This window comes from Halorussus litoreus (assembly GCF_003382685.1).
GTDB classification, from domain to species: domain Archaea; phylum Halobacteriota; class Halobacteria; order Halobacteriales; family Haladaptataceae; genus Halorussus; species Halorussus litoreus.
Window position 1 is genome coordinate 1 of the sequence record NZ_QLVG01000072.1, and the last position, 17671, is coordinate 17671.

Sequence of the window (17671 nt, forward strand, 5' to 3'; positions counted from 1 at the left end):
GGCCCGTGGACGCCGTAGCGTCCACGGGCCGCGCGCAGCAAACGTTTCACATGAAGTCCGCGATACTACCCTGCTTGTTCTTGTCGTTTTCGAAGATGCTCTCCAGCCTGCGGTTCATGATGTCGAGTCGCTGCTTGGTGTATTCCCGGCAGTCGTACTTCTCGGCCACCCGAATCGCGGTCTCCATGTACTTGTTCACAGACCCCTGGTGGACCGTGAGGTTCACGTCGCCGCCGCACTCCCGGCACTCGCGTGTCAGGGGCATCCGGCGGAACTTCTCGCCGCAGTCGAGACACCGCGTCTCCTGCCGGGAGAACGCCCGGAGGTTGCCGATGAGGTCCGGCAGGAAGTGGTACTCGATGACGCGCTCGGCCACGTCGGTCTCGTCGACCGACCGGAGCTTCCGGGAGAGTTCGAGCTGAGCGTCCATCTTGTCCATCATCGACCCGAGCGTCTTGTACGCCGAGAGGTCCGGCCCCATCGCGATGTCCGTCACGTCGTGGGTGTGATGGAAGTCGGTGTACTCTCGGTCGGTGCCCAAATTCTCCTCCGCGATGGTCATCACGTCCTCGACCTCGCCGGGGTCGGCCATCTCGCGGGTCGCCTCGTAGAACTCCCGCGGGTACTCCCGGACGATGTCCATGTTGTGCGCCTCGTCGTCGATCTCCGAGGGGTCGATGCGCGAGGACATCACGAGCGGCGCATCCATTTGCCCGCCGCGCTGGTCGGGCAGGAACTCCTTGCTGAAGTTGAGCAGGCCGTCCAGCAGGAGCATGACGCAGTCCTCGTCGCCGTCGCACTGGCCGACAAAGAGGTCGTTTGCGACGAGCGTGTGGGTATCTTCGACAGTGAGACAGTAGGTGTGGTCAATGTCTGCGTCGACAATCTCGACTCCCATCACCTCGTCTCGCTCGAAGGACCCTCCGTCAGCAACAGCACGAGAGTTGGCCGTCGGCGCAGAATCGTCGGCATCTGGCGACCCGAGGAAGCCGGGGACCGTAGCACCGACTTCCAGTTCTCGCGCTTCGATTTCTTGAAGACGACCGTTCTGCCAACGACGCATCGAGTGGTCCGGCGTAACCGTGATCTCCCGACCGCTTCGCGTCTCGATTTCTACGAGGTGCTCAGGCGCGGGATGTTTCGAAACCGCTTCGACCGGTTTCTGAACAACGTCACCCTCATCATTTACCGAGGGAACCCACACGTCACCGTCCAGTTCCTCGATCAGCGCGCCGAAGTCGTCCTCTCGGGGGTCGTCGAGTCGCCCCTCCACTAGCGTCCGAATCTCGTCGTAGTGCCACTTACCAGACTCGTCCTCGTACCAGACTTTCGTCTCGGGGTGGAAACAGTTCCGGCGCTTTGCGGCGTGAAAGTACGGATGTGCGTATCCGACGGCCGCGCTCGTGAACCCGACGACGCGGCCGACCACCGCCGCGGAGGTGTGGGGAGCCATGCCGAAGACGAGTTCGCCCACGAGCTCCTCGCGGTCGTCCATCTCGTAGAACCGGTCGAGCCCGTAGTACTGCTCCAGCAGGTCGTCGACGAAGTCGGCGGTCTGGAGCATGTGCTCGGCTGCGCCGTCCGAGAGCACGACGTCCTGGACCTTGAGCTCGACCAGCTGGTCGTCGTGTTCGAGGCGCTCGCCGTGGATGTCCTCCTCGTATCCCAGCGACCGGAGGTGCGCGGCGGTCACGTCGAGTTCCTCCGGGCGGACCGCGGTGACCGGCAGGTCGGTCATGTCGTAGCGTATCGTGCCGTCCTTGAACGCCGAGACGTCGTGTTTCGCCCGGAGGACGCCCTTCTCGACGGACTCGGGCGTCTTGTACGACGACGACAGCCCCTTGACGCCTTTCAGCGTGTCGAAGGCGTTCTCGCGCTCGCCGACCGACTCCAACGCCGACCGGAACCGGTCGTTCACGTCGATGGTACGCCACTCGACCGGGGTAGCCTCGACTTCGCACCGGTCGCAGATGGCCCGCCCCGACTCGTCGAGTTCGACCACCGAGCCACAGTCTGGGCACTCGAAGTGGGCGAACGTGTTGCCGCCGCACTCGGGGCACCTGCACTCGTAGGTGTGTTCGCCGCAGTCCTCGCACTCGCGGCGGCCGACCTGCACGTCGACCTCGCCCGGCGTGCTCTCCATGTCGTCGGCGTGCTTGGCCGCGGCGGCCACGTCGCGCTGGCTCCCGCCGGCCTCGCCGATGGGGAACAGGGTGTGGACCGCGGGCGAGAGCTCGCGCTCCTCGGACTTCTCCGGGCGGCCCATCCGGTTGCCGATCCGGGTGGGCGCGCGCTCGCGGACATCGAACGGCGCGACCTCGTTGACGGCCTTCACGGCGTTGTCGCCGGGCTCGTCCTCGCCCCATTCGTGGGCGTCCGGCGAGAGGTCGTCCCACGCCTTCCGGAGGCTACGAGATTCCTTGTCGACGGTCACCCCGAGCGAGCGCACGAGGGGCTGCCACTCGGGAATCCGGATCTCCGATTCGGCCTGCTCGTGGGGGACGAGGATGCACTCGAGCGCGGTGCGAACCTCCTCGTCGGTGAACTCGATGACCAGCGTCTCGTCGTCCGGGTCACCGACGAGTTCCCCCGCGGCGACCGTCTCGGCGAGCCCCTCGAACTGGTCGACGGTGAGGTCGTGCCAGAGGTAGGTGTACTTCGGGTGGAGCGGCGCGTCGTACTCGGTGGCCCACGTGACGGCCTCCTCGGCGCGGGGGTCGTCCAAGTCCACCGAGGGCGCGTCGCGGAGCGCCTGCACGTCCGCGCCCGCGTGGTCGAAGTCCTTCACCCACCACTCGACCGTGTAGGAGGCGGGCGCGAGCGGGTGGTTGTTCTCCACGAACTCGCCGTAGTTGACCAAATACTCCCCGAGGTCGAGGATCTTTTCCACCCCGTTCCGGAGTTCGAGCGCCTCCTCGGGGTCGTCGATGCGGCGCACGTCGCCGTTGGCGAGCCTGACCGTCGGCCCCTCGATGGAGTCGACGGGGACCACGCCCGCGGCCTTGCCGGGCCGCTCGGTCTTGATCTGGGTCCCCGTCGCGAGGAAGTCGTCCACGAGGTGCATCGTCGCGGGGTGGACGCCCGCCGTGGCGAAGCCGTGGTTTCGCGCTCGGCCGTAGCGCAGCCGGAATCCGCCGGAGTCGCTGGGATGGCCGAAGACGGGGCGGCCCGCGATGAGATCCCGGAGGAACTTCTTCGCGGGCTCGACACGCGGCGGACCGCTGAGTTCCTCCGGAGCGCCCTCGTCCTCCTCGTCGTCTCCGACCGCGTCCGCGTCTCCCTCTCCTTCGCCAGTCGCCTCGGCGTCGGTCTCCTCGGCGCTCTCGTCGCCGTCGTCCTTCCCGATGGTGCCGTCGATGAGGTCCTGGAGCCACGGCCAGTCGACCTCGTCGAGGTTCCGGGTGTAGCGCTGGATCTTCGGGGCCTTGAGCGCGATCCCCTCCGCGAGGACGAGACACATCCCGCCGCGGGCGTTGTTGGTGTCGACCCGTTCGAGGTCCCGGAACCCCGACACCTCCTCGTCGCCGGTCGCCTCGCCGTCGAGCATGATGGGCATGTGCTCGGCGATGAACGTCGTCTCCTTGTCCTTGGGCGTGTACTGGAGGCCGGTTTCCTTGTCGTAGAGATTTATCTCCTCGGCGTAGCGCTCGACCTCGCTGTCGCGGGCCTCGTACTCCTCGACGCCGATGAGCGCGCGGGCGTAGTCGGCGACGAGCACCGACAGCGCCTGTGCGGTCCCGCCTGCCGAGCGGATCGGGCCGGCGTAGTAGACGTTGACGAACTCCGTGCCGTCGTCGTTCTCGAGCAGTTCCACCTTGTCGATGCCCTCGATGGGCGCGGCGACCACGCCCTCGGTGAGCAGTGCGACCGCGGTCCGGACCGCGCCCTCGACCTTCCCGGCTCTGGTGTCGTAGTCGCCGACGCGACCCTCGGCGAAGTCCTCCGCAAGCTCGAGAGCGGCCTCCTCGCGGCTCATCTCGCCCTCCAGTTCGCGGACGCGCTCGGCCACCCCGTCGATGCCGAGGATGTTCTCCACCCGGTCGGCCATGTCCTTGGCGACCGGAATCTCGACCTCGGGTTTGGGGTCGCCGCTGTTGGCGCGGGCCTCGCGGGCGACCGCGAACGCCTCGTCGAGGTCGGCTTCGAGGTCCTCGAAGTAGCGCTCGTCCTCCTCGCGCATTATAGCCAGAGGTCGAGGTCGGTGGGTTCGTCGTGCTCGCGTTCGAGTTCCTCCTCGAACGAGCGCACGTACAGCTCGCCGGCGAACACCGTGGCCGAATCGAGGTGGCCCGCGAGCGTCTGACCGCTCGCCCGCGAAAGGACGGCGTGGGTGTGGGCGAACCGCTCGCCGTCGAGCCACGAGACGTTACCGACGCAGGCCGCGACTTCGAGCGGTTCGTCGAACTCGACCTCGCGGTACTCCATCTCCGACTGGTCGTAGAACCAGACGGTGGCGTCCTGGACCGCGCCCATGGCGACGAACCACGCGGCGTCGACGCCGGCCTCGTCGGCGAGCGCCTCGATCTCGCTACGCCAGTCCTCTCCGTGGCCGAGTCGCGCGACGAACTCGCGGTCCCCAGAGACCTCCCGATAGTTCATGTTCCGTGGGACGTGCGGCGACGGCAAAAAGGTTCAGTATCGGGGCGTTACCGTGCGGCCGTCGGCCGACGCTGCGAAAAAACGACCGTTGGAAAGTCGCTACTGCCAGTCCTGGAGAGCGACGCTTCCGGATACCGGAACCGCGAGCCACGCGTCGTCTGCGGTCGTGTCCGCGATGATAAGTCGCTCCGTGCGACCATCATCGTCCAGCGAGGCCATGACCTCGCGCTGTGCGACCGATTCCGACGGGGTGGCCGTGTTCGGGGCCATATGTGACAATTGGTATCACACGGTATAAACGCTCCGAAACGACAACTGCGGACACGAGACCGACAAGTTCAAACGATGGTAACTGATACCACGGTCGAGCCACCAAGCCTCCGCAACACTACTGCACGGTGCATCGCGGCCACGTATCGCCATCGGGCATTACTGAAACCCTCGTGTCAGGAGCGGAGGGCCGTGAAGGGTTCGGCAGGTTCGAAGGTTGCGATTCGGAGACGACGGTAGCAGAAACTGGAAATCGACCGGCCGAACAGCGGTGAACGTGACGTAAGTCGGCGTTACGCCGTGGTTTCTGCAAGTGACAAGCGGTAAGTTTATCCGGTCCGATTTACAATCAGCGGGTGGATGACAGATACTGACAACCTGAGCCGCCGTCGTTTCCTGCAGGCGACCGGCGGTGCGGCATCGGCTGTAGCCCTCGCTGGCTGTACCGGTGACCAGGACGACAGCGGGAACGAGACGACCACGGAGAGCAGCGACGGCGTCGGCCAGCCGCCAGAAGGAGAGAACATCCTCCGGCTCATCAACTCGACGATGACCACGATAGACCCCATCAGGGCGACTGACACCGCCTCTGGGACGGTTATCCAGCAGGTGTTCGACGCCCTGATGAACTATCCGAACGGCGAGATTCAGGTCGAGAATCAGCTCGCCGCAGGCCACGAGGTCTCCGATGACTTCACGACCTACACGTTCGAACTGAAGGAGGGCGCAACCTTCCACAACGGCGACGAGGTCACTGCGGACGACTTCGTCTACTCGTGGGAGCGACTCGCCGCCTCCGACAAGTCCCGGCGCGCATACTTCATCCTCGACTCCATCGGCGTCGAGCACGAGATGGAGACGGTCACGAAGACGACCAAAGAGGGCGAGGAAGAAGAGGTCGAACAGTACAAGCCCGGCTCGATGGCGGTCGAGGCCGTGGACGAGTACACGATCGAGATCAACCTCTCCAGCCCGTTCCACGCCACGATGGAGATGCTGGCGTACACCTCCTTCGCCGTGGTGCCCGAGGGCATCGTGGGCGACATCGAGGGGTACGAGGGCAAGATTGACCACAGCGAGTTCGCCACAGAGAACCCCATCGGTGCCGGCCCGTTCGAGTTCGAGTCGTGGGAGTCGAACAACGAGGCGGAGGTCAGCAAGTTCGACGACTATCACGGCGAGGCCGCGAGCGTCGACGGCGTCCACTGGAATATCATGTCGGATTCCGAGGCGATGCACACCTACGGGACCGTCAACCAGAACGCCGACATGATAATCAACAACCAGCTCCCGACCGGCCACTACGATCCCAAGAAGGTCAACGTCGAGGAAACCGACGATCTCGGCCGGCAGGTCGGGACGTACGGTGAGACCACGAGCGGCGCGACGATGGACTACACCGGCTTCGCCACCGTGAGTGCCTACTACATGGGGTTCAACACCGACGCCGTCGACAAGCCCGTCCGTCAGGCGGCGGCGTACGCGATGAACCAGAAGGAGGCCGTGGATTCGGTGTTCAAGGGTCGTGGCGACACCTCCTACCACTTTACGCCCCCATCCATCTACCCCGGCGGCGCGCCCGCCTACCGCGAGCACGCCGAGAACAAGTACCCCTACGGCTACGACGAGGAGCAGCTCGATCAGGCCCGACAGGTGATGGAGGACGCGGGCTACGGCGACGACAACCGCGCCTCGTTCACGTTCACCGTCTACGAGTCCTCTGACACGTGGCCCCAGCTGGGCCAGCTCCTGCGGGACAAGCTCACGAGCGTGTACATCGACATGGAGATCGAAACCGCGCCGTTCTCGACGCTCACCGAGCGCGGTCGGAGCGGCAACCTCGAAGCGTACTCGCTCGGCTGGGCCATGGACTGGCCCGCGCCGGACAACTTCCTCCAGCTGCTCAACCCGCCGCTCACCGACACCTCGAAGGACGCGCCGATCTCGTACTTCAACTGGTCGGGCACCGACGCGGCCGAGCAGGCCACCCAGGCGTGGGAGACCATCCAGAACAACCCCGCGCCGACCGAGGAGGACCAGAGCGCCCGCGGCGAGGCGTACGTCCAGATGGAGGAGGCCAACTGGGAGGACATGTGTCTGCTCCCGACCTACCACCAGATGGACGAGCGGTTCAAGTACCAGTGGGTCGACTGTCCCAAGTTCGGCGGCGCCCAGACCAGCCGACAGATGTACAACACGGTCTCGCTCAACGAGCGTAACTGACGACACCGACGTTCTTTTCTTGCCAGCGCGGTCCACCAGTCTCGACGGTACGGTCCATCCGTAGATTTCGTACGATCTGCGGGGGGATTCTCCCTCGTTCCCGGATTGGGAAAGCGCAAGACATAATGAGACGACCACCGAATTCCCCACGCATGTGCGCGGTCCAGTATGGGTACGTTCGCGATACTTGCCGCACAATCGGCGGTGATCCGCCGTGAGTCGGTGGCAGTACTTCGCCAAACGACTGTTGCTCTCGATTCCGGTGTTACTGTTCGGGACCTCGATCACGTTCCTCGTGATCCGGGCAGGACCGCTCGACCCGGTCTCCGCGATCCTGGGGCCACAGGGGGATCCCCAGGCGTACAACACCATCAGGAGACAGCTCGGACTGAACCAGCCGCTCTGGCAGCAGTACATCGACTACATGGTCAACATGTTCACCTTCAATCTCGGGCAGTCGTGGGTGCTCCAGCCCGACACCAGCGTCTACTCGCTGGTGCTCGGCTACGCGCCCCGAACCATCTGGCTGGGGTTCTGGTCGGTACTCATCGCCATCTTCATCGGCATCCCGCTCGGCTTCTACGCCGGACTGAATCCGAACACGTTCAGCGACTACTTCGCGTCGTTCGGAGGTATCGTCTGGCGGGCGATGCCGAACTTCTGGCTGGCAGTCATCCTGATGAGCGTGCTCTCCCAGTCCGAGAAGTTCTTCTTCGGCTTCGACTGGCAGACGTTCCTCTACAGTACCAACGTCACGGGACCGCCGCCGCTTCCAGACCCGATCTGGAAGCTGTTCACCAACCCCGACCAGTTCGTCAGGGCGCTCAAGAAGATCGCCCCGGCCGCGCTGGTGCTGGGGTCGGCGTCGATGGGTAACGAGATGCGCATCGGCCGGACCGCAGTGCTCGAAACCATCAACTCCAACTTCATCGAGACTGCCAAGGCCAAGGGCGTCCCGCCGCGGTCGCTGGTGTGGAAACACATCTTCCGGAACGCGCTCATCCCGCTGGTGCCAATCATCACGGGCGAGGCGTTCATCCTCATCGGCGGCTCCGTACTGGTCGAGACGGTGTTCGACATCAGCGGCATCGGCTTCCTGTTCTTCCAGGCGGTCAAGAACGGCGACATGCCGCTGACGGGATCGTTGATGTTCATCTTCATCGTGCTGGTGGTGCTCATCAACATCGTCCAGGACCTGCTGTACACGATAATCGACCCGCGAGTCGGCTACGAAGGAGGTGCCTGACGTGAGTTCGAGACCACACCGAGAGGACGTGTCGATTCGACAGCGAATCGCCGAGAACCCCGGTCCGGCACTCGGATGGCTCGCCGGAGCGCTGCTCCTGTTCGCGCTGGAGGCTGGGGCGGTCGTCCACTTCGTGACCGGCCTGTTCGGGTCGCCGGTCGAGCTACCGACCCTGCTCTCGCGCGAACTCATCCCGAACAACGGCTACCAGACGCCGAGCGGTGCGTGGCAGGAGACGTTCCTCGGCCTGCCCGCCGCGTACGCGTGGGCACTGCGAGTCGTCCTCGTGTACGCGTACTCGTTCGTCTGGATGTACTGGCTCTGGCGGGGGTATCTGGTCTTCCGCGAGAACTACCGGTACGCCGACTGGACGCCGCGCGACGACATGATCGACCGGCTTCGGGGTCACCGCTGGGGACAGTTCGGCGCGATCATCGTGTTCGCGTTCGTCGTGATGGCGCTGTTCGCACCGGCGCTCGGGCCGACGACCGTCGAGCGGACCATCTCGAACCCGTACTCGCACTCCATCGAGTACTACAACGATCAGGGCCAACTCGAGAACATCACGGTCGGGTCGGCCAATCTCGATTCACGCTCGCAGGGGACGCCCCAGCAGAACGTCGGGCCGATGCAGTACGACCAGTTCGGCCGCTTCCATCCGTTCGGGACGTTACCGAGCGGGAAAGACATGTTCACGTTCATGGCGTCGGGAGCGCGGATATCGCTGTTCATCGGACTCAGCGCAATCATCGTGAGCGGACTCATCGCGGCGGCGTTCGCGCTGCTGACGGCCTACTACAAGGGGCTGGTCGACCTCGGAGTGGTCATCGTCGGTGACTCCATCATGTCGCTCCCGAGACTGCTGTTCGTGATACTGCTGACGGTGGTCCTCAGCGGGACGTGGATCGCCGAGATATACAGCGGGGCGGTGATACTGGCGCTCATCTTCGCCGGCACTGGGTGGCCGTTCCTGTGGCGCTCTGTGCGTGGCCCCGCGATGCAGGTGTCCGAGCAGGAGTGGATCGACGCCGCCAAGAGCTTCGGACAGAAGCCACGGGTCACCATGCGCAAGCACATGGCCCCGTACATCCTCGGCTACCTGCTGGTGTACGCCTCGATGAGCCTCGGCGGCATCGTCATCGCGGTCGCCGGGCTGTCGTTCCTCGGGCTCGGCATCAACCCGCCGACCCCCGAGTGGGGCCGGGCGGTCGACATCGGCCAGTCGTACGTCACCACCGCGTCGTGGCACATCTCGTTCATCCCCGGCGTGATGATCGTGCTGGTCGTGACCGCGTTCAACGCGCTCGGCGACGGCATCCGCGACGCCATCGACCCGCAGAGCGAGACCGGTGAAGGCGAGGGCAACGAGGCCGCCGCGGCGACCGGAGGTGGTGCCTGATGGCTCAACGCGAAACCACCGCGAGCCGCAGCGAGCAAGCGCCGCTCCTGCAGGTCGAGAACCTCCAGACGGCCTTCTTCACCGACAAGGAGACCATCCGCGCGGTCGACGGCATCAGCTTCGACATCCGGCGGGGCGAGACCGTCGGCATCGTCGGCGAGTCGGGCTCCGGCAAGAGCGTGACCGCCCGCTCCATCATGGGGCTGGTGGACTCGCCCGGCCGGGTGCTCGACGGGAGCAGCATCAAGTTCGACGGCGAGGAACTCACCGAGAAGTCCGAGAAGGAGTATCGGAGCCTCCGGGGGAGCGACATCGCGATGGTGTTCCAGGACCCGCTCACGTCGCTCAACCCCGTCTACACGGTGGGCAACCAGATCAAGGAGGCGCTCCGGCTCCACCGCGACATGCGCGGGGCCGAAGCCACCGAGGAGGCCATCGACCTGCTCGAAGCGGTCGGGATTCCCGACGCCTCGCGGCGGGTGACCGAGTACCCCCACGAGTTCTCGGGCGGGATGCGCCAGCGCGCGGTCATTGCGATGGCACTGGCCTGCGACCCCGAACTCCTCATCTGTGACGAGCCGACGACCGCGCTCGACGTGACGATTCAAGCCCAGATCCTCGAACTCCTCGATGACCTCCAGGAGGAGCGCAATCTGGCGATCATGTTCATCACCCACGACATGGGCGTCATCGCGGAGGTTTCCGACCGCGTGAACGTGATGTACGCGGGCGAGATCGTCGAGAGCGCGCCGGTCGTGGAGCTGTTCGAGAACCCACGACATCCGTACTCGCAGGGGCTGTTGAACTCGATTCCGGGCAATCAGCCCGATACCGACCGGCTCTCGACCATCGAGGGCGACGTGCCGACGCCGAACGAACCCGCGACGTACTGTCGGTTCGAGCCCCGCTGTCCGAAGGCGTTCGACGAGTGTTCGAAGGTCCACCCCGAGTCGCTGGCGGTCAACGACGACGCGGCGGACCACACCGCGGCCTGTCTGCTGTACCCCGAGGACGTCTCGCAGGCCGAGGCGGTCGAGTTACACGAACGGCGCGGGAGCCAGCGCGAGGTGAGCGAACGATGAGCGAACAGATCCAACAGGAGTCGGTCAGCGTCGCCACGGGCGAGACGCTCGTGGAGGTCAACCAGCTGCGGACCTACTACGGCGAGGGCGGCATCATCGAGTCGAACCCGGTGAAGGCGGTCGACGGGGTCGACTTCGAGATCAAGCGCGGCGAGACGCTCGGACTCGTCGGCGAGTCGGGCTGCGGGAAGACCACGCTCGGCCGGACGCTCATCCAGCTCGAGGACGCGACCTCGGGCGAGGTCCTGTTCGACGGGACGGACGTGACCGAGCTGTCGGGCACGGAGCTGAAGGACTGGCGGCGAAACAGCCAGATGGTGTTCCAGGACCCCGAGTCCTCGCTCAACGACCGGATGACGGTCGGCGAGATCATCCGCGAACCCCTCGACGTTCACGACTGGCCGACCATCGGGGTCGTCGTCGACGCCGACGTGGCGACGACAATCGAGGGCAACGGCGTCGCCGACGCCCGGACGACCGAGGGCGTGCGCAGTGACGTGACCGTCACCGTCCGCGGCGGCTCGGTGACCGACGTGGAGACCCGCGACGAGATGCAGCTCGAACGCGACGACGTGGAGGTCGAACTCCGCGGCGACGACCCGACGACGGTCCGGGTGAAAGTGACCCGGTCGCGCGACCAGATTCGCCGGGCCCGCGTGCGCGAACTCCTCGACACGGTGGGGCTCCGACCCGAACACTACTACCGCTATCCCCACCAGTTCTCGGGCGGCCAGCGCCAGCGCGTGGGCATCGCCCGCGCGCTCGCGCTCGAACCCGAGTTCGTCGTGCTCGACGAGCCGGTGTCCGCGCTCGACGTGTCGGTGCAGGCCCAGATCCTCAACCTGCTCGAAGATCTGCAGGACGAGTTCGGGCTGACGTACCTGTTCATCGCTCACGACCTGAGCGTGGTCAGGCACATCTGCGACCGCGTGGCCGTGATGTATCTGGGCAACGTCATGGAGCTGGGTGAGACAGAGGAACTGTTCGCGAATCCGAAGAACCCGTACACCCACGCGCTGCTGTCGGCGATTCCCGAACCCGACCCGACTGCCGACAGGGAGCGGGTCACCCTGCGCGGGACGCCGCCCAGCCCGCGCGATCCGCCGACGGGCTGTCCGTTCACGACCCGGTGTCCGATGAAGATACGCCCGGACAAGTACCAGAACATGGACGCCGACACGTGGGTCGCCATCGAGGTGTTCCGCGAGGTGCTCCGGGAGCGCGAGCGCGCCGAGAAGTCGCTGACCGAGCAGGCCAAGGAGCTGCTCGGGATGGAGACGCGGTTCTCCGACATCGACGAGATCAAGCGCGAGCTGTTCGGCGACATCGACCTCTCGCGTGAGGTCGAAGAGCACGTCGACCGGGCCGCCGAGCACGTCGCGGACAACGACGAACAGGGAGCCCGCCGAGTGCTCCGCGAGGAGTTCGGGAGCATCTGCGACGACGAGCGGCCCGACGACTACGTGGTCAGCGACACCGGCCGGGTGAGCCACTGTCACCGCCACATGGACGAGTACACCGAACCCGACGAGTTCGTCCCGTACACCGAGCGGTAGATGTCTTCGACCTCCTCTTCGGAGCCGCTGTCGGCCTCGTCGCGGCGCGCCCGGCAGATTGTCGACGCCCTGGTGTACGCCAACGCGGTCGCCGCGGTGGTGTTCGCGCTCGGCGTGGTCGTTGGGCTTCTCGTCGGCGGAGGGCTCGTGACCGCGAAGTACGTGCTGTTCGTCGTCGGCCTGCTGGCCTTCGGCTACGCGACGCTCCAGTTGCGGCCGAGCCCGCCGTGGGGCACCGAGCGCACCGAGGACGGGAAGATCACGGTCACGCAGAACCGGCCGGACGGCACGGTCATCAGCGAGCGCGAGGAGACGCGATTCCAGGCGGCGGTCCAGCGCATCCCGCCGCTCCCGTGGTACTCGCTCCCGCCGTCCGAGCGCTTCTCCATCGCGGCGAAGATGTTCCTCGCGAGCCTGACCGTGCTCGCGTGGTCGTTCCTGATGGAGACGGTGTTCGGTATCGCCGCGGTGTGAGGGCTGTTCTCGCTGGAAGTCGGGGGTTTTCTCCTGTCCACTGGCACGTACTCCCGAACCGCTCTGTTCGACAGCCGGCACGGCTCTGCTCGGCAGTCATACGGTTCCGCTCGGCAGTCGGCATGGCTTTGCTCGACGGGTGACAGTCCACCCCGGCGCGAGCGAGCAACGCGCGCGAGGTCTTCGGGAGCGGAGCGACCGAAGGCTCGTCGGAGCTTGTCCCCGACGGTGGACGAACGACCGAACGTAGTGAGGGAGTGAGGAGACTAGGGAGGCGTGAGGCTCGCGGTTTTGGTGCGGCGGCAGTGCGGTGGCGGTTTCGGTGCGGCGGCGGTTGCGGTGCGGTGGCGGTTTCGGTGCGGCGGCGGTGCGGTGTTTCGATGTCTCGGCAGTAGCTAGCGTCACTGAGATCCCACGCCCGAATTCACGTCGATGAGGATAGCTACTGCCCAGGCAGTGGAGAACGGCAACCTCTCCTACTCAATCCAACCCTACTCGACCCGGTTCCGCCCTAACTCGTAGATACCCAAACGACAGCCTTTACCCTCAGAAGGCCGTCACACGCACACATGCCAGAGACTGGGGCCGGGGACGACGACCCGGACTACGCCGAGAAGATCGCGGCGAACGCCGACGTCCATCGGAACGCGTGGCAGCGCACCCTCGACGACATGCAGGCGATGGCCGGCGACCTCGAGGACGAGGGCTGGGACGTGATCTCCTTCCCGGCGGGCCACACCGCGCCGACGAACCCCGACGTGGGCGCGAGCGACCGGTTCGGCTTCGTCCACGTCGTCCCGGACAGCGAGGCCGAGTCCATCGAAAGCGCGGTCGAGACCGGCGCGTTCCCGAAGTACCAGGTGTTCCGTAACGAGACGGACGGCCGGGTGTTCATGGTGGTTCAACTGCTCGACCCCGACTCCTCGACGGCCATCCTCGTCGCGAGCAACTTCGAGATCCGCCACGCGCCGGGCCTGGTCAAGAACTCCCTGCAGGCGGGCGAGACGTACACCCACCTCCAGACGCTCGACAAGACCCATCTGGCGTCGTTCCGCCACGACGACGTCGAGAAGTTCTTCCCCGACCCCCAGAAGTACGCGGGCTATCAGGTGGACATGGAGGACGCGCTGGACGAGGAGCGCGAGGACGACGAAGGCGAGTCGGACTCGGAGTGAGAACGTCTCGTTTTGGTTGATTTTCGGGCGAGTTCTGTGGACAGAGAAATTCGTCGCTTTTGACGAGTCGAGAACGAGAAGAAGCTAGCTACTGCCGAGGCATCGGAGAGACCGCACTGCAACCGCACCACTCCGCACCACTCCGCACCACTCCGCACCACGACAGCGAGCCTCATCCTCCCCAGCCGCTTGCGTTGCTCCCTGCGGTGCGCTACTCAGCCCTCGCGCGGTTTGGCGCGACACGGCGGTCGCGCAAGCACGCGCCGGAGTTCGATAGCTCACCGAGCGCATTCCCGTGGACCGATCCACGTCGCGCCCCGATGAGAGTTCACCGTTCCGCGAAACCACCGTCAGAATCTCGCGCCGACTCGGGTGTCCGCTTCGTAGGCTACAAGACGCCCCGACCCGTACTCGGCGGACATGAACGTCGGCGAAGCCATGACGCCCCGCTCGGAAGTCGTCACCGTCTCGCTCCCGGGCACGCGCGACGACGTGCTCGAATACCTGCAGGAACGCTCCTTCTCCTCCGTCCCGGTGGTCAAGGGATCGGGCGACGACGAGCAGTACCGTGGACTCGTCTCGCGGGACGACCTCATCGAGAATCCCGACGAGGACCAACTCGCCATGCTGATGCGCGAGGTGCCGACGACCACGCAGGACACGACCATCGAGGAGGCCGCCGCGCTGATGGTCGAGCAGGGCGCGCGCCGCGTCCCGGTCGTGGACGGCCACCTCGAAGGCATCGTCACCGTCACCGACGTAGTCAAAGCCATCGCGGACGGTAACGCGGACGGCGACAGCGAAGTCGGCGGGATCGCCTCGCGCGACGTGAACACCACCTACGTCGACGTGCCACTGACCGTGGCCGAGCGCGAGCTCTACTACGCCAACCTGCCGTACGCCGTGGTGCTCGACGAGGAGGGCGAGATGTCCGGCGTGTTGACCGAGGTCGATATCATCGAGGTGGCCCGCGTGGTCGAGGGCGAGGCCGGGACCGGCGACTCCATCGCCGACGAGGACGACGACTGGAAGTGGGAGTCGATCAAGGCGGTCGGCAACCGCTACCTGCCCACCCGGAACGTCGAGATTCCGGCCGCGCCGGTCCGGGAGTTCATGACCGACGAGGTGGTGACCGTCTCGGGCGGGAAGACCGCCCACGAGGTCGCCCGCATGATGCTCAACCACGACGTCGAACAGATCCCGCTGGTGAGCGGCGACGAGCTCACCGGCGTCGTCCGGGACGTGAACTTGCTGGAGGCGCTTCGATGAGTCGGTCGAACCTCGTCGAGTTGGCCAAGCGCCGGGGGTACTTCTTCCAGTCGGCCGGCGCGTACGGCGGCGTCTCGGGCTTCTACACCTACGGCCCGCAGGGCGCGACCCTCAAGGACAACGTCGAGGACGCGTGGCGCGAGCGGTTCGGCGTCCAGGAGGGCCACCGCGAGATCGACGCCCCGACCGTGATGCCCGAAGCGGTGTTCGAGGCGTCGGGCCACCTCGACACGTTCGACGACATGCTCGTGGCGTGTCCCGAGTGCGGCGCGAGCCACCGCGCGGACCACCTCATCGAGGACAACACGGACATCGAGGAGGCCGAGAGCTTCGCGCCGGAGGAAATCGCGGACCTCGTCGCCGAGCACGACATCCAGTGTCCGAACTGCGGCACCGAACTGGCCGGCGAACCCGTCGAGGAGTTCAACCTCATGTTCGAGACCAACATCGGTCCGGGCGACGCCTCGACGGGCTACCTTCGTCCGGAGACCGCGCAGGGCATCTTCGTGGAGTTCCCCCAGCTGGCCGAGTACGCGCGCAACCAGCTCCCGTTCGGCATCACGCAGATCGGCAAGGCCTACCGGAACGAGATCAGCCCCCGCAACTCGCTCGTCCGGACCCGCGAGTTCACGCAGGCCGAACTCGAACACTTCGTCGACCCGAACGAGGACGAGCCGCTCATCGAGCGCGTCGCGGACGTGGAACTGACGCTCTACCCCGCCGAGAAGCAGGCGGAGTCGGAGGAGACCGAGTACGTGACCAGAACCGTCCGCGAGGCGGTCGACGAGGGGCTGGTCCACGAGTGGGTCGCCTACTACCTCGGCGTCGGCAAGCAGTGGTACGAGTCCATCGGCGTGGACATGGACCGGTTCCGGTTCCGCCAGCACCTCTCGGGCGAGCTCGCCCACTACGCCGCGGACTGTTGGGACGCGGAGGGAGAGATCGACGGCGATTGGTACGAACTCGCCGGCTTCGCCTACCGGAGCGACTACGACCTCTCGAAACACGACGAGTACTCCGACGACGACTTCACCGTCTTCAAGCAGTACGACGAGTCGAAGGTGGTCGAGCGCGCCACGGTCGACCCGGACATGAGCTATCTCGGCCCCGAGTTCGGCGGCGGCGCGGCCGACGTGGCGGCCGAACTCGAACTGCTGGCCGAGCGCGACCGCGCCGCGTTCGAGGACGAGGCGGTCACGGTCAGCGTCGACGGCGAGGAACACGAGATTCCGACCGAGAAGACCGGTTTCGCGGTCGAGGAGGTCAAGGAGACCGGCGAGCAGATCATGCCTCACGTCATCGAGCCGTCAATCGGCGTCGACCGGGCGGTGTACACCGTGCTGGTCCACGCCTACAGCGAGGACGAGGTCGAGGGCGAACAGCGGACCCGCCTCGCGCTGGACCCCGGCGTCGCGCCCACGTTCGTCGGCGTCTTCCCGCTGATGGACAAGGACGGCATGGGCGAACTCGCCCGCGAGCTGACCGACGAGTTACGCGCCGAGGGACTGGCCGCGACCTACGACGACTCGGGCAACATCGGCCGGCGCTACCGGCGACAGGACGAGGTCGGCACCCCGTTCTGCGTCACGGTGGACTACGACAGCCTGGAAGACAGCGAGGGGCAACGCGCCTCGGAACGCCCGAGCGGTGACGAACCGCGAGGGTACACCGTCACACTCCGCGAGCGCGACTCGACCGAGCAGGTTCGGGTGCCGGTCGACGACCTGCCCGACCTGCTGGCCGACCTCCGCGAGGGCGAGACGACCTTCTCGGAGCTGGACGCCCCCGCCGCCGAACAGTAACCGTGTCACTCCACAGCGAGGTCAAGCGCCGGCTGGTCCACGTCTCCGGGACGGGCTACCCGGCGCTGTTCCTGCTCGGCCTCGCCAGCTACGACGAGTTGCGGCTTCTGCTGGTGGCGAGTTCGGCCGTCGCGCTCGCGCTGGAGGTCGTCCGGCTGTTCGTCGGCCTCGACTGGCGGATCTTCGACGATCTCACCCGCGAGTACGAGCAGGAGAACCTCGCGGGCTACGCGCTGTACCTGTTCGGCATGACCGCGGCCGCGCTGCTGTTCGACCCGCGCGTGGCTATCCCAGCGATGTTGATGCTCACCATCGCCGATCCCATCAGCGGCCTCGTCGGCTCGGGCGAACTCGGCGTGAAGGCGACCCACACGCTCCTGCTGACGTTCGGCGTCTGTATGCTCATCACCAGCCTGTCGGGGCTCCCGCTGGTGGCCGCGGTCCTCGGCGCGCTGGCCGCCACGATGGCCGACGGGATGAAGCCCGTCGTCGCTGGCTACGTCCTCGACGACAACCTCACGATTCCACTCACCTCGGCGGTCGTGATGTCGCTGTCGCTGCGATACCTGCCGGCGG

The 17671-nt window shown here is 66.0% G+C and carries 13 protein-coding genes; 10 read left to right on the forward strand and 3 right to left on the reverse strand.

Annotation, left to right across the window (positions count from 1 at the left end; genetic code table 11):
* Nucleotides 1-46: 46 nt before the first annotated feature.
* The 3 genes from DPQ64_RS17415 to DPQ64_RS19370 all read right to left on the reverse strand — a co-directional run bounded on the left by DPQ64_RS17415 (nucleotide 47) and on the right by DPQ64_RS19370 (nucleotide 4869).
* Nucleotides 47-4180 carry a DNA-directed DNA polymerase II large subunit gene (locus DPQ64_RS17415; RefSeq protein WP_115865581.1) on the reverse strand — a complete coding sequence of 1378 codons (4134 nt, stop codon included), beginning with the start codon at nucleotides 4178-4180 and terminating at the stop codon, nucleotides 47-49.
* On the reverse strand, nucleotides 4180-4599 hold the full coding sequence (locus DPQ64_RS17420; RefSeq protein WP_115865582.1) for a PPC domain-containing DNA-binding protein: 420 nt from the start codon (nucleotides 4597-4599) through the stop codon (nucleotides 4180-4182). Before DPQ64_RS17420 ends, DPQ64_RS17415 begins: the two co-directional genes overlap by 1 nt.
* A 99-nt stretch (nucleotides 4600-4698) precedes the next feature.
* Entirely contained in the window at nucleotides 4699-4869 is a 171-nt protein-coding gene (locus tag DPQ64_RS19370) for a DUF7556 family protein (protein ID WP_198662185.1), read from the reverse strand.
* 360 nt (nucleotides 4870-5229) lie between these two features.
* Between DPQ64_RS19370 and DPQ64_RS17425 the strand changes: the two genes are divergently transcribed.
* From DPQ64_RS17425 to DPQ64_RS17465, 10 genes are all read left to right on the forward strand, one after another.
* Entirely contained in the window at nucleotides 5230-7092 is a 1863-nt protein-coding gene (locus DPQ64_RS17425; RefSeq protein ID WP_115865583.1) for an ABC transporter substrate-binding protein, read from the forward strand.
* A gap of 214 nt (nucleotides 7093-7306) precedes the next feature.
* Nucleotides 7307-8338 (forward strand): ABC transporter permease, encoded by a 1032-nt coding sequence (locus DPQ64_RS17430; RefSeq protein WP_115865584.1) that lies wholly within the window; start codon nucleotides 7307-7309, stop codon nucleotides 8336-8338.
* A 1-nt stretch (nucleotide 8339) separates the two neighbouring features.
* On the forward strand, nucleotides 8340-9737 hold the full coding sequence (locus DPQ64_RS17435) for an ABC transporter permease (RefSeq protein WP_115865590.1): 1398 nt from the start codon (nucleotides 8340-8342) through the stop codon (nucleotides 9735-9737).
* Nucleotides 9737-10819, forward strand: a complete 1083-nt coding sequence (locus tag DPQ64_RS19375; protein ID WP_198662186.1) for an ABC transporter ATP-binding protein — start codon at nucleotides 9737-9739, stop codon at nucleotides 10817-10819. Before DPQ64_RS17435 ends, DPQ64_RS19375 begins: the two co-directional genes overlap by 1 nt.
* Nucleotides 10816-12375: an ABC transporter ATP-binding protein gene (locus DPQ64_RS19380; RefSeq protein WP_198662187.1), complete on the forward strand. Its 1560-nt coding sequence runs from the start codon at nucleotides 10816-10818 to the stop codon at nucleotides 12373-12375. The genes DPQ64_RS19375 and DPQ64_RS19380 overlap by 4 nt, the downstream gene beginning before the upstream one ends.
* Complete coding sequence (locus DPQ64_RS17445) at nucleotides 12376-12849, forward strand: DUF7555 family protein (protein WP_115865585.1); 474 nt, start codon at nucleotides 12376-12378, stop codon at nucleotides 12847-12849. It begins immediately after the preceding gene.
* Nucleotides 12850-13418: 569 nt separating this feature from the next.
* Nucleotides 13419-14024: a DUF7529 family protein gene (locus tag DPQ64_RS17450; RefSeq protein WP_115865586.1), complete on the forward strand. Its 606-nt coding sequence runs from the start codon at nucleotides 13419-13421 to the stop codon at nucleotides 14022-14024.
* 420 nt (nucleotides 14025-14444) lie between these two features.
* Complete coding sequence (locus tag DPQ64_RS17455) at nucleotides 14445-15293, forward strand: CBS domain-containing protein (protein ID WP_115865587.1); 849 nt, start codon at nucleotides 14445-14447, stop codon at nucleotides 15291-15293.
* Nucleotides 15290-17095: a glycine--tRNA ligase gene (gene glyS / locus DPQ64_RS17460; protein ID WP_115865588.1), complete on the forward strand. Its 1806-nt coding sequence runs from the start codon at nucleotides 15290-15292 to the stop codon at nucleotides 17093-17095. The genes DPQ64_RS17455 and glyS overlap by 4 nt, the downstream gene beginning before the upstream one ends.
* A 2-nt stretch (nucleotides 17096-17097) precedes the next feature.
* Nucleotides 17098-17671 (forward strand): dolichol kinase (locus tag DPQ64_RS17465; RefSeq protein WP_115865589.1); only part of this gene is annotated, 574 nt, incomplete at its 3' end.